General features: G+C 54.9%; 13 protein-coding genes and 1 tRNA gene. 5 read left to right on the forward strand and 9 right to left on the reverse strand.

Annotated features, from left to right (window positions below):
- Positions 1-303 precede the first annotated feature (303 nt).
- Positions 304-570 carry an SEL1-like repeat protein gene (locus tag NAC44_RS06445; protein ID WP_250939183.1) on the forward strand — a complete coding sequence of 89 codons (267 nt, stop codon included), beginning with the start codon at positions 304-306 and terminating at the stop codon, positions 568-570.
- A gap of 16 nt (positions 571-586) precedes the next feature.
- On the opposite strand, the gene NAC44_RS06450 is transcribed toward NAC44_RS06445, so the two are convergent.
- The 7 genes from NAC44_RS06450 to NAC44_RS06480 all read right to left on the reverse strand — a co-directional run bounded on the left by NAC44_RS06450 (position 587) and on the right by NAC44_RS06480 (position 8,919).
- Positions 587-1,696, reverse strand: coding sequence for a pyridoxal phosphate-dependent aminotransferase (locus NAC44_RS06450; protein WP_250939186.1), 1,110 nt, complete (start codon positions 1,694-1,696; stop codon positions 587-589).
- A gap of 245 nt (positions 1,697-1,941) precedes the next feature.
- Entirely contained in the window at positions 1,942-2,349 is a 408-nt protein-coding gene (locus NAC44_RS06455; RefSeq protein WP_250939187.1) for a PilZ domain-containing protein, read from the reverse strand.
- A gap of 151 nt (positions 2,350-2,500) precedes the next feature.
- A complete protein-coding gene (locus tag NAC44_RS06460; RefSeq protein WP_250939189.1) occupies positions 2,501-2,848 on the reverse strand; it encodes a hypothetical protein in 348 nt (115 codons plus the stop codon).
- A gap of 455 nt (positions 2,849-3,303) precedes the next feature.
- Positions 3,304-4,305, reverse strand: coding sequence for a porin (locus tag NAC44_RS06465; protein ID WP_250939191.1), 1,002 nt, complete (start codon positions 4,303-4,305; stop codon positions 3,304-3,306).
- A 412-nt stretch (positions 4,306-4,717) separates the two neighbouring features.
- A complete protein-coding gene (locus NAC44_RS06470; protein WP_250939201.1) occupies positions 4,718-5,650 on the reverse strand; it encodes a porin in 933 nt (310 codons plus the stop codon).
- 376 nt (positions 5,651-6,026) lie between these two features.
- Positions 6,027-7,082: a porin gene (locus tag NAC44_RS06475; protein WP_250939203.1), complete on the reverse strand. Its 1,056-nt coding sequence runs from the start codon at positions 7,080-7,082 to the stop codon at positions 6,027-6,029.
- Positions 7,083-7,854: 772 nt separating this feature from the next.
- Positions 7,855-8,919, reverse strand: coding sequence for a porin (locus NAC44_RS06480; protein WP_250939213.1), 1,065 nt, complete (start codon positions 8,917-8,919; stop codon positions 7,855-7,857).
- Positions 8,920-9,542: 623 nt separating this feature from the next.
- On the opposite strand from NAC44_RS06480, the gene NAC44_RS06485 reads away from it, so the two are divergent.
- Positions 9,543-9,633, forward strand: a tRNA-Ser gene (locus NAC44_RS06485).
- A 171-nt stretch (positions 9,634-9,804) separates the two neighbouring features.
- Positions 9,805-10,626: an alpha/beta fold hydrolase gene (locus NAC44_RS06490; RefSeq protein WP_274706826.1), complete on the forward strand. Its 822-nt coding sequence runs from the start codon at positions 9,805-9,807 to the stop codon at positions 10,624-10,626.
- A gap of 10 nt (positions 10,627-10,636) precedes the next feature.
- Here the strand turns inward: NAC44_RS06490 and NAC44_RS06495 are convergent, their stop codons facing one another.
- Together NAC44_RS06495 and NAC44_RS06500 are read right to left on the reverse strand one after the other, a co-directional pair.
- A complete protein-coding gene (locus tag NAC44_RS06495; RefSeq protein ID WP_250939218.1) occupies positions 10,637-11,536 on the reverse strand; it encodes an alpha/beta fold hydrolase in 900 nt (299 codons plus the stop codon).
- A gap of 228 nt (positions 11,537-11,764) precedes the next feature.
- A complete protein-coding gene (locus NAC44_RS06500; RefSeq protein WP_250939220.1) occupies positions 11,765-13,831 on the reverse strand; it encodes a lytic transglycosylase domain-containing protein in 2,067 nt (688 codons plus the stop codon).
- An 81-nt stretch (positions 13,832-13,912) separates the two neighbouring features.
- Here NAC44_RS06500 and NAC44_RS06505 point away from each other — a divergent pair, with 81 nt between their 5' ends.
- On the forward strand, positions 13,913-14,761 hold the full coding sequence (locus NAC44_RS06505; protein WP_250939221.1) for a hypothetical protein: 849 nt from the start codon (positions 13,913-13,915) through the stop codon (positions 14,759-14,761).
- Positions 14,762-14,880: 119 nt separating this feature from the next.
- Positions 14,881-15,765, forward strand: a complete 885-nt coding sequence (gene dapA / locus NAC44_RS06510) for a 4-hydroxy-tetrahydrodipicolinate synthase (RefSeq protein WP_250939224.1) — start codon at positions 14,881-14,883, stop codon at positions 15,763-15,765.
- The last annotated feature ends 41 nt before the right edge of the window (positions 15,766-15,806 follow it).

Consider the following 15,806-nt stretch of genomic DNA (forward strand, 5'->3'; position numbering starts at 1 on the left):
TGAAGGGTGCCGGTCATAATGGGTTCATCAAACGAGCAGGAAACCTGCCAGGCTTGAGAGATGAAAACACCTTGAAAAGGGGCGCTCCGGGCCATCGATGAAAACAGGGATACTGTGTTTGTCAGAGAAAAGTGGAAACCGGTTTTCTCGCTATGACAAACACCAAGAAGAACAGTTTGTCAGAGAAAGTGGAAACCGGTTTTCTCGTTACGACAAACACCAACAAAAAGACTTACCCGCCATCGGGGCTGGCAACAGCCCCGGGCGGGCAGACCAGACCGCACCATCGACAGGGATAGACCAATGGCACGCTATGAAATGACCGCAGATGCAGTGGCCGCGATGGGCGGCGATGCGGATGCCGATATCTTCCGTATTCTCGGCTTGATGTATGCCACCGGTCGCGGCTGTGAGCAGGATCTTGTGGCGGCGCATAAATGGTTGAACATTGCCGCCATCAAGGGTTGTGATCGTTCCGCCGCCTTGCGTGCCGATCTGGCCGAGACGATGAGCAAGATCCAGATCGCCAAGGCTCTTCGGGCCGCGCGGGAATGGATGATTGCCGCCTGACCTTTCATCTGGGTTTTTAGAGCCCGGCAAGGACTTTGGGTAAAGCCTCGGCGAAAAGATCGAGATCGTCTGGCAGGCCGGCGCTGACGCGGATGCAGCGGTTGAGCGGCGCAACACCCGGCATACGGATAAAGACGCCGTGCTGCATCAGTCCATCAACAATGGCGCGGGCTCGGCCACCGTCGCCATGGGTGTCGATAGCAACGAAATTCGTGGCCGAGGGCAGTGGGGTCAGGCCGTTCTTCAAGGCGATGGCTGCAATGCGCTCACGGGCGGCGGCAATGCGGGTGACCGTTTCCGCCAGATAATCCTGATCGTCCAGCGCCGCCAAGGCCGCAGCCACGGATGTGCGCACCATGCCGAAATGATTGCGGATCTTGTCGAAAGCCGAAACAGTGCCAGCCGTGCCAATGGCGTACCCAACACGTGCACCGGCCAGGCCATAAGCTTTCGAGAATGTTCGCATCCGCACCACATTCGGAAGATCGATCAGTGTCTCCAGCGGGGGAATGGCCGATGTCGGCGCGGTTTCGCCGTAGGCCTCATCCAGAATCAGCAGGCAGGACTGAGGCAGGGAACGCGCAAACGCCACAATATCATCACCATCATGCCAACTGCCCATGGGATTGTCAGGATTGGCAAGATAGACAAGCGGGGCATTTTCTTTTTTCACCGCCGAGAGCAGGGCATCGAGATCTTCCCTGTCATTGACATAGGGCATGGTGACGAGCCTGCCGCCAAAACCGGTGACATGGAAATGAAAGGTTGGATAGCTGCCAAGAGCCGTCACTACAGGCATGTCCTGCTCGATGACCAGTCGCACTGTCAGACCTAAAAGATCATCAATCCCCTCACCAATGGCAAAATTGTCAGGGCGAAGGCCGTAATGGTGAGCCAGCGCCTGTTTCAGATCATGGTTTTCCGGATCGGCATAGGCCCATATTCCGCTTGAAGCCTGGGTCAAGGCCGCCAATGCTTTCGGTGAGGGACCAAAACCGCTTTCATTGGCGCCAATGCGTGCTTTCACGGCAAGACCCTGTTTGCGCTCAATGGCTTCCGGTCCGACGAAAGGAACCGTGGCTGGCAGGCGGGTGATCAGGGGCGTAAATCGGGAAAAGGCAGACATGCGGCATCCATGAAAGCACGAGTGATTCTTCAGACGAATGTCTGGAAGCTGTGCTGGAGTCATAAGCATGTCGCGTAAAAGTGTGAAGCGGTTTTACGATAACGACATGCGTGAGGCAATGCCATGTCGCGTAAAAGTGTGAAGCGGTTTTACGACAATGACATGCGTGAGGAAAAGCCATGTCGCGTAAAAGTGTGAAGCGGTTTTTCTTGACCGCATGAAATGCGCTGCAATCTCGGTGCAGGCTATCGTGCCAGAAGGCCCATACCGGGCTGGTTGGTTTTGCCGAGATCGCCCGCTTGGCCACCCATGAGAAAATCGTGTCGAATGATCCGCTGGAGCAACTGTTCAGAAAGCGGCATAATAAACTTCACGCCGCTACGATTGCCTTTGCGATAGACTTCGGCGCAACCAATCCGGCTGATGATGCCCAGAACTTCAAGATAATAATGGCTGCCAAGACCGGTAACCGTGTCCATTTCCAGACCAGCCCCACCGCGGGAAATATCAAGAACAGATGCACTTCGCATGACAACGCCACTCAGACCGGGCCTGACAGCCATGATTCGTGCCGGGCGGCGAACATAAAACCGTTCCCAACGTCGTTCATACATTTCCGATGTAACAGTCGAGAGATGTGTGCCCTGGAGCATGAATCGTCCTTTTTTCCATTCTGATCATGCTATATTCTCTGATGTAATTATTGTGTTCCGCTAAAGAAGATAGAACGATTTTTAAATATTTCTCGTCATCGGCTGTGTCTGAATGCTTTCATTGCGTGGACGAGGGGAGGTCATCGTCGATTCACACTTCGAAGGACAGTCTGACCACATGGTGAAGAAAGGTCGGATCGATCAGCATGTTGAAGCCGATGACGACATTTTCCTGTTCGCGGCGGATCAGTGTGGCGCCGATTTCATCCCGGATGCCAAGGATTTCCAGGAAGAAGTTTTTCGGAACAGGTAAAAAACGGCTGACTTCCAGGTCCGCACCAAAAAGAGAAATGTTGCGGATCAGGCAACGGACAGACGTCCGGGTGCTTAGATGGTGACCAACGAAAATGATCTTGCCGGGCCGGTCAATCGTAAATTTCTGATAGACCCGGTCTTGAGGAATGTCTTTTTTGGCGTCGGGAATGTTCTGCAGTGGCATGACACCCGTCCTTTTACTCCCAGCGGCCTTATGCAGGAATAATCTCTGTCATACAGCCGCGCTCTCTATCCTATTGATAAAATTAGCAGCTGTTTCCTAATGTTTTCCTCCTGCCATTCAGATAATTTTCAAAATCTGCCAGATTTTGATCAACTGTGTCCCGCATGACAGGACAGGATGGCGGAAAGAGGCAGATTGGATGCTGCAACGCGACCGTAAAACCGCTCATGACCGTCTCGGACCGACGATTGCATAATGTCTTAAATCGGAATCGATTTAGGGATAAAATTATGCAGCAAATTTAAAGTGCTACAGCGACCTTTGCGCACCATATAAGGCGCACGACGTTGCCGCGGCAACGGGTTTTCCGATCGTCTGAACGATGTTTTGAGGAAGAATTTGGACATAAAAAAACCCCGCACAATGTGCGGGGTTTCTTATAAACTTCGCAGTTCTTAGAACTTGCGCAGCAGACGCATGTAACCGTACCAGGAATGATCGTCGGTCTTGTAGCCAACGTCACCATAAGCGGTCAGGCCCTTGGCAAGCGTGTAACCAGCCTTGGCGTCGATGCTCCAGAAGTTCGTGTCGTTGAACGGCTTGAACCAGGTTGCACCCGGGCCGAGGGTCAGCTTGCTGGTGACGTCGTAGTTATACGAGCCGCCAACCTGCCACTTGTACAGGGTTTCGTAGGAGTTGTAGCCAGAAGACCACTGACCATCGAGCTGCAGGTGGTTCGGGCCGAGATCAGCCTGACCATGGGCGTAAACGTTGCCTTCATGGTAGAAGCTGTCATATGCGCCGATGACCCATGCCTGATACGGGCCCTGGCCACCAAAGCCTGCAGTTGCTTCGATACCGACCTGGTTGCTGCCGGTCTTTGTGCCCATCAGACCACCGGTGCCGGTCAGGTCGTCAACTTCAAGACCTGCATAGGCATTGGTAGCGTGGTAGGTGTAGGACGCACCGGTGAAGGTCGTGTCATTGATGGTGTTGAAGAAGCTGTTGGTTTCGCTCCAGTTACCGTTGTTGTCAACGAAACCGAGGATACGACCAGCTTCAAAACCGCCAACGGAGATGTAAGCCTGACGGGCTTTGAAGCCATCGCTGTTGCTGCCGCTATTGTAGATGCTCTGCAGCTGAACGTAGGTGCCGATAGCGCCAACTTCCGAATCGGTCTTCGTTTCGATGGCGAGACGGGTACGAACCTGGTCATACCAACGGTAGTTGTCGGTAGCGGAGTTCTTGTTGAAGCCGACAGTCGCACGGATTTCACCGCTGAACTTCAGGCAGGTTTCAGTGCCGGGGATGTAGAAATAACCGGTGCCGAAAGCGTCGCAAACGCGAACATACTCTGCCGGTTCCGGGGCTGCAGCAACGATTGCGTCAGCCGCTTTTGCTCCGGACAGCGCGACTAAAGACGCTACCGAGCCAAGAAGGACACGTTTAATAAACATCGACGACCTCTCTGTTATAGGTATTAACAACCAGTTCACCGCTTTTGCGGTTTGCTTTGCGCTTGAACATTTCGCGATTATAGGTACGCCCGGATCACGGCAGGGGTCAATGCGCTGAGATCGCTATTGACACAAATCGATCTTAATTTGCAGCTTTTGGCTGGGGCCGTTACATTTATGTAACATAAGGCGGTGCAGAAAAAGCCCGGCGGATTTCGATGGACTGTGGGAAAAGCGTAGAAGGTTAAAAGAGCTTTAAAAAAGCCCTGGCGCGCCAGGGTTTTCTGTTTTGGGCGATCTGACGATTCGCTTAAAACCTGTTGCAGTGAGGGAGATTCGCTGCAACAGGCTTTATTTATTGTTTTCGCATATACGCTATCGTTCACCTGAGGGTTATTGAAAGCGATATGGTTTAGAAGGCACGCAGGAAGCGAACGTAGGAATTTATGGCCTTGTCGTCAGTGCTGTAGGCAAGGCCCGCCTGAACGTAGGTCTTGGAGGATTTGTCCTTCTGGAGATAATAATAAACATCACCGCCGACCTGCCAGTAGTTGTCGCCGTTTTTGACGCTGTCGAAATATTTATAATAGGTGGCAGCAGGTCCAAGTGCCAGTTTCGGTGTTACGCTATATTCATAGACGCCACTGACCTGCCAGTTATAGGTGGTTTCATAGGCATTGACGCCCGAGGCATATTCAGCGTCGAGCTGAACCAGGTGCGGACCGAACGTATCCTCGATATGCCCGTAGACGACACCGTGTTCGCGATAATTATCGTAGGCGCCCCAGATATAGCCGATCAACGCATCCTGCGTGTATGACAGCTGTGCTTCAACGCCAAAATCCTTGGAATATTTTCCGCCTGCGAGATTCGTGCCGGCCAGGCTGGAATCCTGAAGATCGTCGAGGGTTACGCCGAAGGAGAGGGGACCGGTTTTATAGTCATAACGTATGGCTGTGACTGCGGTGTCGTTGTTGGCCAGGGCCGTGTTGGCGAAACTGTTCCAGTATGAGTTGTTGCCGTTATTGTCGGCATAGCTCAAGAGACGACCGGCCGAAAATCCACCGACTGTGATATAGGCATAGCGTGCGGTGAAGTTGTCGCTGGAATCGCCACTGTTCCACTTGCTTTGCAGCTGTACTTCCGTGCCGATGGCGCCAAACTCCGAATCGGTCTTGGCGGAGATGTTCAGCCGCGTGCGAACCTCGTCATTCCATTCATATTTATTATCGTTGACGCCGCCATGCTTGTCCTCGCCCAGCGTGGCGCGGATCTCGCCGCTGAATTTCAGGCAGGTCTCTGTGCCTGGAATGTAGAAATAGCCAGTACCGAAGGCGTCGCACACGCGGACATATTCTGCTGGTTCAGGGGCCGCCGCAACAATTGCGTCAGCCGCCATTGCACTCGACAGCGCGGTAAGTGACGCAGCCGATGTGATTAAAATGTGTTTTATAAACACGTCACACTCCCATGGGTGAGTTAAGATTCCAACCTTTTTCCCTCTCCACAGGTAGCAGGTGCTTGAAACTCTTCCCCGAGAGAAAATCTGCGCCTCTTGCCTGTGACAGGCAATCGGAAAACCGCAATCCTGGCAGGTTGCAGGATCGCATGGCCGCGTTTTTCGATGGATGTTATATTTTTGTTACAATTGTTGTACTGTGAAATGATCGCAAAAAAGCCCCGCAATTGCGGGGCTTTCTGTCATTTGATATGCGCCAGACTTAGAAGTCGCGACGAAGGCGAACGAATGAGTTCAGAGTCTTGTCGTAAGTGGTGTAGCCAAGGCCAGCCTGTACGAAGGTCTTGGTGGCTTTATCCTTCTGCAGGTAGTAGTAGACGTCGCCACCAACCTGCCAGTAGTTGTCGCCATTTTTCACAGTGTCGAAGTACTTATAATAGGTGACCGAGGGGCCGACCGTCAGGGTCTTGCTCACGCTGTAGGTGTAGTCGGCGCTGACAACCCAGTTGTACTTCGATTCGAAAGCGTTGGAGCCCGATGCATATTCAGCATCAAACTGCAGCAGGTGCGGGCCGAAAGCATTTTCGATATGGCCGTATACGACACCCTTTTCGGAGTAGTTGTCGTAAGCGCCCCACATATAGGCTGAAAGGGCATCTTTCTTGTAGCTGACCTGACCTTCGATACCGATATCCTTGGACAGCTTGCCGCCAGCCATAGCGCTGCCGGCAGTGGTGGCGTCCTGCAGGTCATCAATGCCGATGCCAAGGCCGAGGGGGCCATTCTTGTATTCATAGCGGGCACCGGTGACGACTGTGTCGCCATTGGCCAGAGCCGTATTGACGAAGCTCGGCCAGTACGAGTTGTTGCCGTTGTTGTCGACAAAGCTCGGCAGGCGACCGACGGTGAAGCCGCCAACAGTGATATAAGCCAGACGTGCTTCGAAGCCGTCGCTGGTGCCACCGCTCTTGTATTTGCTCTGAAGCTGGATCTCGGTGCCGATCGGGCCAACTTCCGAGTCCGTCTTGGTGGAGATGTTGATGCGGGTACGCATTTCATCGGCCCAGTTGGCGCCGGTGGTGCCCTTGGATGCGTCCTTCTTGTCGTTCAGGTCGTTGCCCTTGACCGTGAAGCGCAGCTGGCCGCCGAATTTCAGGCAGGTTTCCGTGCCGGGAATGTAGAAGTAGCCGGTGCCGAAAGCGTCGCAGACGCGAACATATTCAGCCGGTTCCGGAGCCGCAGCAACGATAGCGTCAGCGGCCTGTGCGCCAGAAAGCGCTACCAGCGAAGCTGCGGAGCACAGGAAAAAACGTTTCATGCTCATAGATACCCTCTCTCTATGGTGTATTGCGATGCGACTTCTCGGCGATGCTGAGAAACCCCCATTCGTTACATTGCAGTTGGTGGTAACATCGCCGTGATGATCGGGTCAACGCATTGTGCCTTATTTACAGGCACGTTTACGTCTTGCATTTGTTTTTGAAAAGAAGCGTTACTTTTATGATACAGTTTGGCATTGGAAGTGATAGCGCTATCTTATGAGATGATCAGAGGGTCATGTTTTTTGGTTGAAATGGGAAGTGATTTTATCATTATTTTGGAATACAACAATTAATATAAATTAAGGGCAGGATTGTTCCTAAAATATTGGATGATGAATGGATGATGGCAATTGTTACAGAGATATGACTATGTCTGTGTGTTGTGTTGTATACTTATTGCTGTAGAAACAGATATGGTCTGGCGTCACTGGTTGCAGGACGCATTCCAATTTCTATCATGCTTGAAGCCTGAAGACTGTAGAGAAGAACGGATTTCTGCTGGGCTTTGATCTGGAGCATTGGCCGAAAAGTGGGAGCCGGTTTTCCCATAACCCAACGAAAACAAAAGCGTGTTGCAGTGAACGGGATCCAGCGCAATACGCTTGATCGCTCGCAGAATGCATTTCGCATTTGAGTCCCTATTTCATCATGCGCTGTCCTTCGGGCTGAGGCTTACGGATTGCGACAATGAGGTGTTTAAAATCGATGCAAATAAAAAAGCCCCGGTGGTTAACCGGGGCTTTCTTGTCTCTGTTCTGTCAGGATCGCTTAGAAGTCGCGACGCAGACGAACGTAGGAGTTGATGGTCTTGTCGTAGGTGCTGTAGGCAAGACCAGCCTGAACGAAGGTCTTCGAAGCCTTGTCCTTCTGCAGATAGTAATAAGCGTCGCCGCCGATCTGCCAGTAGTTGTCGCCGTTCTTGACCGTGTCGAAATACTTGTAATAGGTCACTGCCGGGCCGAGAGCGAACTGCTTGTTTACGCTGTATTCGTAAACGCCGCTGACCTGCCAGTTGTATTTGGTTTCATAGGCGTTCACACCGGAAGCATATTCGGCATCGAGCTGCAGCAGATGCGGGCCGAACGTGTCTTCGATATGGCCGTAAACAACGCCATGTTCCTTGTAGTTGTCGTAGAGGCCCCAGAGGTAGCCGTAAAGTGCGCCCTGCTTGTAAGCCATCTGGGCTTCGAAGCCGATATCCTTGGAGTATTTGGTACCGGTAACGGCGCTGGTGCCGGCAGTGGTGGCATCCTGAAGGTCGTCAATCGTGACGCCGAAGGAGAGCGGGCCGGTCTTGTATTCATAACGGGCACCGGTCACAGCCGTGTCGCTGTTGGCAAGAGCCGTGTTAACGAAGCTGTTCCAGTAGGAGTTGTTGCCGTTGTTGTCGCCATAGCTCAGCAGACGACCAGCAGAGAAGCCGCCAACGCTGATGTAGGCATAGCGGGCGTTGAAGCTGTCGCTGGTGCTGCCGCTCTTGTACTTGCTCTGCAGCTGGATCTCCGTGCCGATCGGGCCCCATTCCGAGTCCGTCTTGGTGGAGATGTTGATGCGGGTACGCATTTCATCGGCCCAGTTGGCGCCGGTGGTGCCCTTGGACGCATCCTTCTTGTCGTTCAGGTCGTTGCCCTTAACCGTGAAACGCAGCTGGCCGCCGAATTTCAGGCAGGTTTCCGTGCCGGGAATGTAGAAGTAGCCGGTACCGAAAGCGTCGCAAACGCGAACATATTCAGCCGGTTCCGGGGCGGCAGCGACGATTGCGTCGGCGGCCTGTGCAGCGGAAACGGCCAGCATTGCGGCAGCCGAACCGAGAAGAACGCTCTTGATATTCATAATGACCTCCAGTCAAAATTTATGTGAAAGTATGCCACGTGATCGTGATCTCGTTGTCCATCTTTCATTCGTTTTTAGAAAACGAAGTCTCAACCGCCTCGCTTCTGAATCGCAAAATACAAGAGGCCGCGGGACATGCAATCACCATCAGCAGCGAGACAGGGTTGCCCTATAACCTTCCTGGAGTGCTGTGGCGGATTAGCCACAAATCGGCGCTGAGGATGTTTGGGTTTTTAACGGATTTTTAAGAAATCTAACAAAAACAAAGGGAAAGCAGTCCTGTTTCGTATCTTGCTGAAACGGTTACGCTCTCTTTTATGAGCAGTTGTTGACCATAGGAGAGATAAGCAGCCATGCTTTCGTGGGTCAAAATGCTCTTTGACAACCTTTGTGCTCTATCCTCTGGCTCAGTTTCAGAGGGGCGCGCAACGTCAATCTCGGGGTTTGTCATCATAGCGGAGGCTGGTCTTTGCGAATCACGGCCTTGTGAAAGCTTGCGATCTTTGCGGCCCTGCGGTTTTGCCGCACCGGGCAAAAGCCCTGGTGAAAACCTGGCGATAATTGTGACAGAGAGAAGAAAAGGCCTTGCAATCCGTGTTGCGAGGACATAATCAGACCGCACCGGAGAGGTGGCCGAGTGGTCGAAGGCGCTCCCCTGCTAAGGGAGTATACGTCAAAAGCGTATCGTGGGTTCGAATCCCATCCTCTCCGCCACTTTTGGCGATAGCGCCACAAGCAGCCTGCTTTGGCTGGTTCTCACCTTTGTGTTCTGCCATCCTGTTCCAGATATGGATGATGCCAGAGGAAAGCCAAGGACATGGGCATTGTAAAATCCAACGGATAGAGCTGTACTGGGAGAGTTTCGGTCGCGAAGCTGATCCGGCAATGCTGTTGATTTGCGGGCTCGGCATGCAGATGATCCGGTGGACCGAGCCCTTCTGCCAGGAACTGGCCGCAAGCGGCCATCGGGTGATCCGGTTCGACAATCGAGACAGTGGCTGGTCCACGCATTTCACCGATTCGGCTGTGCCTGATTTTGCCGAACTTGCATCGGCGATGATGGCGGGGCATCGGCTGCATGTGCCTTATACGCTTTTCGACATGGCAGCGGATGCGATTGGTTTGCTGGATCAGCTTGGTATAGAGCAGGCGCATGTGGTGGGACGATCCATGGGCGGCATGAGCGCCCAGATCATGGCCAGCCATCATGCCAGCCGCCTACTTTCATTGACGTCGATCATGTCCAGCACAGGCAATCCGTCTCTGCCGCAGGCTGATGCTGATGTCATGGGATTGATGCTACGTCCGGCTCCGGACCCGACTGACGATCTTGAGGGATTTCTGGATCTGCGTCTTGCCTTTGCCCGCAGGATTGCTGGCCGAAATTTTCCTTTTAATGAGGCGCTGCATCGGGCGATTGTGCGGGGGGAGGTAAGGCGCAGCCATGATCCAGCAGGCACCGCCCGGCAGCTTGCGGCCATGGCAGTGGCCGGAGAGCGCCGTGCTGCTTTGGCGACAGTCACTGCACCCTCATGCATTATTCATGGAACCGACGATCCGCTCATTCCCGCAGCCTGCGGTCTGGATACAGCCCTTTCAATTCCTGATGCGCTCTACATCCCCATTGAGGGAATGGGCCATGATGTGCCCGCCGAACTGTATAAAACAGTCATTGATTCGATTTGCGCTGTGGCAATGAAGGCGTAGCAGCAGCCTGTTAAGACGTTGTGCCGCTGTCGAGGAAAGCCGTTATGACGTCACACACCGGATTTTTATGCAGGAAAGGGGCGTGACCCTGACCGGTTGCGGTCACGGTTTTCGCGCCGGGGTGGCGTTCCAGCATCTGAGACAGGATCTCTTCTGTCAAAAGCTGCGAAGTTTCCCCGCGAATGATCAGCACAGGTTTTTGCGCCAATGCGGCATAGTGCGGCCACAGATCCGGCAAGGGTTGCGTAAGGTCGAGGGCGACCATCTGCCGGGCAATGGCCGGATCGCAATCGACGACCGGCTTGCCATCGACATCGCGATGGAGTGCCTGGGTCATGTCCCGCCAGTCTGTATCGGTCAGTGCAGGAAAGGCATTGCCATAAACATGCTTGAGATAAGCGGGCAGGTCGGACCAGTTCTGTGGTCTTTCTTCCAGCTTCAGGCTTGTTTGAATCTGGCGCAAGCCTTCGACGCCGAGCACAGGGCCGATATCGTTGAGCACGATCCGCCGGATTCGGTCTGGATGAGCTGCCGCCATGAGATGCAGGATAAGGCCGCCGCGCGAGGTGCCGATGAAATCGGCCTTTGCAATACCAAGCTGATCCATGACGGCAAGAATGTCGGCCATTTCCTGCGGCACGGTGTAATGGCTGGGGTCCGGATCACGATCGGAGCCGCCGCGACCACGGGAATCAATGCAGATCACCTGACGCCCGCCATGCGCCAGCACTTTGGCAATGCCGTCGAAATCGCGGTGATTGCGGGTCAGGCCGGGCAGGCAGATCACCGGCAGGGTTGAAAGATCGGGCCGGTAAATGCGGACAAACAGCGAAAGACCGTCGCCCGTCAGGAGTTTCCGGTCTTCAACGGCGATGGTGTCTGGAATCGCGTCCTGCATCGTATCTGGCATGGCGGCGTTCTGCTTTCGATAACCCTGATCCTGCAAGCTAGAGCATTTCGCTGTTTCACGGAAACAGTGAAATGCTCTAGCTCTTTGTTTTTCCGCATTTCCGGACGGAAAACCGCTCTGCACTTTTCCTGCAAATGCTCTAACCATGTCTTGCACGAATGCAACTGCATAGCCGATCTTTGTTCAAAGCCAGTGCACTGTCTGAGGAACAGGTTCAGGCTGTTGCGCTTATCCCGTCCGGCCAAAACGCAGATCGTGTTCGATATCGGTCGGCTGGCCGAGTCTTGCCTTGTAGATCTGATAGTTTTCCATCACCCGCTGTACGTAATTGCGGGTTTCGGGGAAGGGGATGCGCTCGATCCAGTCGACGACGACATCGATGGGTTTGCCGCGCGGGTCGCCATAGCGGTTCAGCCATTCCTGCACCCGGTTCGGGCCTGCATTATAGGCAATGAAGGTGAGGATATAGGAGCCGCCGAAGCTGTCGATCTGTTCGCCGAGATAATGGGCGCCAAGTGTGGCGTTATAGCCGGGATCGGTGGTGAGCTTGGCCGGAATGAAGGGCAGGCCATGGCGTCTGGCGACGGCCTTGGCGGTTGCTGGCATGAGCTGCAACAGGCCGCGGGCATTGGCGGCGGAAATGGCGTTGGGGTTGAAGGCGCTTTCCTGCCGGGCAATTGCATAGGCCAGCGCTTTGCCGGAGCCGGAAATATTGGCCGTGTCCGGGATAACGCCAACGGGGAAAGCCAGGGCCGGAACATCAATGCCACGCCCGTAAGCCGCCTTGCCGATCTGCAGAGAAAGCTGGTGATTGCCGGCACGCTCGGCCTTGGCCGTCAACAGCGCCAGTTCGCCGGGACTGTCCATCTGGCGTCCCAGGGCACGATAGAGAATATCGGCCCGCCAGCCGTAACCGACGGTCTCAAACCGGTCGATGGCTTCCACCGCCTCGCGCTCCGCGAAGCGTCTGCGGTCTTCGGCGCTCGGGCGTGGATAGGGAATGTCGAGCCGGCTGCGATGCAGGCGCGCCGAGGCGAGTTCGCCATAAAAGGTGCAGGGATAGTTGGCGGCCAGTTCATATTGCTTTCTGGCATCCGCCTCCCGGCCTTCCGCCTCATAGGCGCGGCCCAGCCAGTAATGTCCGCGCGAGGCGGAGAGGGGGCGATTGGACAGGGTGAGAATGCGGCTGAAATGATCGATGGCAAGCTTCGGTTGGTTCATGCCGCGCAGCGCATACCACCCCGCATGGAACTGGGCATCGACGGCATCGACCGGATCGCTGACGCTGGTGGCGGCAACAACCGCATAGGCCTGACGAAACTCACCATTATCGGCAAGGCCGCGAGCAACGATGCGCCGCTCATCCCACCATTGCGAGGAATTGATCAGCTGTGCCGCATGTCTTGGCGCGCGTGCCAGAAGGGCGGCGGCCTCATCATATTTGTCCTGATGGCGCAGATATTCGATGCGCAGAAACAGAAACGCCGGATCGTCGCGCAACCGGCCATCGACCTTGGCGATCAGTCTGGCTGCATTCGGCGCGCGCCGGTTCACGGCATCCCACGCTTCGTAAAGTGACTGTGCGCCGGCGAGCGCTGCCACCCGGCGCGCCTGTGTCGCACGGCCGCGATACATCAGATCATCCATGCGGTAGCGATGGTCAGTCTGTGACAGAAGGCCGCCAAAATTATTGAGAATGGTGTCTTCAAGCTCCTTGTCCAGCGCATCGCTGCGCCAGATGCCGGCAATCAGGCGGGCGGCGGCGCTGCGGTTGCCGCTTTCGAGAAGGGCGCGGGCATAAACGATCACGCCTTGCGGCGTTTGCGGCTTTGCCGTCCTGAAAATCTGCAGGACAACGGAAGAGGGCGGGTTTTCCCGATAAAGTGCACGTTCGCCATTGTTATGCACGGCATCCATGCCCGGCCAACCGGTCAGTTCCTGCTCGTCGCGGGTGATCTCGGCATAGGGCACATCCGGCAGTCCGGACATGGCAATCGACCAGGTCAGCATGTGCCGGTCGAGCCCCTGCGGCATGGAATTGCGAATGGCGATGGCTTTAGCGCCATTTTTCATCGACAGCGCATCAAGGCCGAACCTGAGCGGTGACCGGTTGACGGGTTGGGGGGCAATGGCGGGAATGGAGCCGGTGATCTCCGGCGAGGGTGCGGGAATGGCTGCCGTCACCAGAGCATGCGGACGCGCGACGGGAAGGGGAACGCCCGGCTCGGCCAACACCGGTCCCGCAGCCGAAAGGCTGCAGGATAAGGCGGTCGCAAGCAGGGTCGTCCGTCGCATCGTTAAATGTCTCGCAGGAAACAGGCGCATAATCTTAACTTTGCCTCTACCAGGATTAATGAAAGCTTAATCGGTCATGGCATGCTTGGTAAATTCTATAGCATCGGACCAAAAAGTGGGACCCGGTTTTTGGATCATCCGATGCGCGGGAAAAGCATCGGACCAAAAAGTGGGACCCGGTTTTTGGATAATCCGATGCGCGGGAAAAGCATCGGACCAAAAAGTGGGACCCGGTTTTTGGATCATCCGATGCGCGGGAAAAGCATCGGACCAAAAAGTGGGACCCGGTTTTTGGATAATCCGATGCGCGGGAAAAGCATCGGACCAAAAAGTGGGACCCGGTTTTTGGATCATCCGATGCGCGGGAAAAGCATCGGACCAAAAAGTGGGACCCGGTTTTTGGATAATCCGATGCGCGGGAAAAGCATCGGACCAAAAAGTGGGACCCGGTTTTTGGATCATCCGATGCGCGGGAAAAGCATCGGACCAAAAAGTGGGACCCGGTTTTTGGATAATCCGATGCGCGGGAAAAGCATCGGACCAAAAAGTGGGACCCGGTTTTTGGATCATCCGATGCGCGGGAAAAGCATCGGACCAAAAAGTGGGACCCGGTTTTTGGATAATCCGATGCGCGGGAAAAGCATCGGACCAAAAAGTGGGACCCGGTTTTTGGATCATCCGATGCGCGGGAAAAGCATCGGACCAAAAAGTGGGACCCGGTTTTTGGATAATCCGATGCGCGGGAAAAGCATCGGACCAAAAAGTGGGACCCGGTTTTTGGATCATCCGATGCATGAAGAGGATATGAGTCCGAAGCGTGGCAGGCTGTACCTGTCGCGACAGGCGGTAGGGGCTGAGACAGATCTTATCATCTTCAGGGTGGATCGCCGATCTGCTGCACCAGGTGCCGGGCCGGGTTCACAGCGTTGAAAATCTGTCACGAAACCGCTCTGCTTCGCTTGTCGCGGCATGATGGGCGAAGTATGGTGGCGCCGTCTGAATGAATATCACGGCTCAGCCTTTCGGTTTGCCGTCAGGAGTCTTTTTTCATGTTCCAGGGTTCCATACCCGCGCTGGTCACCCCTTTTTCCGAAAATGGCAAGATCGACGAGGCAGGCTTTGCCGCCCATGTCGAGTGGCAGATTGCTGAAGGCAGTTCCGGTCTCGTGCCGGTGGGCACCACGGGCGAATCGCCGACGCTTTCCCATGATGAGCACAAACGTGTGGTCGAGATTTGCATCGAGGTGGCAGATAAACGGGTGCCGGTGATTGCCGGTGCAGGCTCCAACAACACCCGCGAAGCCATCGATCTGGCCCAGCATGCCGAAAAGGCAGGCGCGGATGCGCTGCTGGTGGTCACGCCTTATTATAACAAGCCGACGCAGAAGGGGCTGATCGCCCATTTTTCCGCCATTGCCGAAGCAGTGTCGCTGCCGATCATTATCTATAATATACCTCCTCGCTCAGTGATCGATATGAGCCCGGAAACCATGGGCACGCTTGCGCAGAGGTACAAGAACATCGTCGGCGTGAAGGATGCGACCGGCAAGCTGGAGCGGGTTTCCGAGCAGCGCATGACCTGCGGTAAGGATTTCATCCAGTTGTCTGGCGAGGATGCGACCGCGCTCGGCTTCAACGCTCATGGTGGCGTCGGTTGCATTTCGGTCACGGCCAATGTCGCCCCCAGGCTCTGCGCCGAATTCCAGAAGGCGACGTTGACGGGGGATTTCAAGACGGCGCTGGATTATCAGGACCGGCTGATGCCGCTGCACAAGGCGATTTTCATGGAGCCCGGCGTTTGCGGCACCAAATATGCGCTGTCACGGCTTGGCCGCATGGGGCGCACGGCGCGGCTGCCGCTTTTGCCCTCGCTGGAAGCGGCAACCGAAGCGGCCATCGACGCAGCTCTTCATCATGCCGGACTGATGAATTGAGCCGGTTGGGAAGAGCGGGCCTTTTATTGCGCGCGCTTTTT

Source organism: Allorhizobium sonneratiae, assembly GCF_023700755.1.
GTDB classification, from domain to species: Bacteria; Pseudomonadota; Alphaproteobacteria; order Rhizobiales; family Rhizobiaceae; genus Allorhizobium; species Allorhizobium sonneratiae.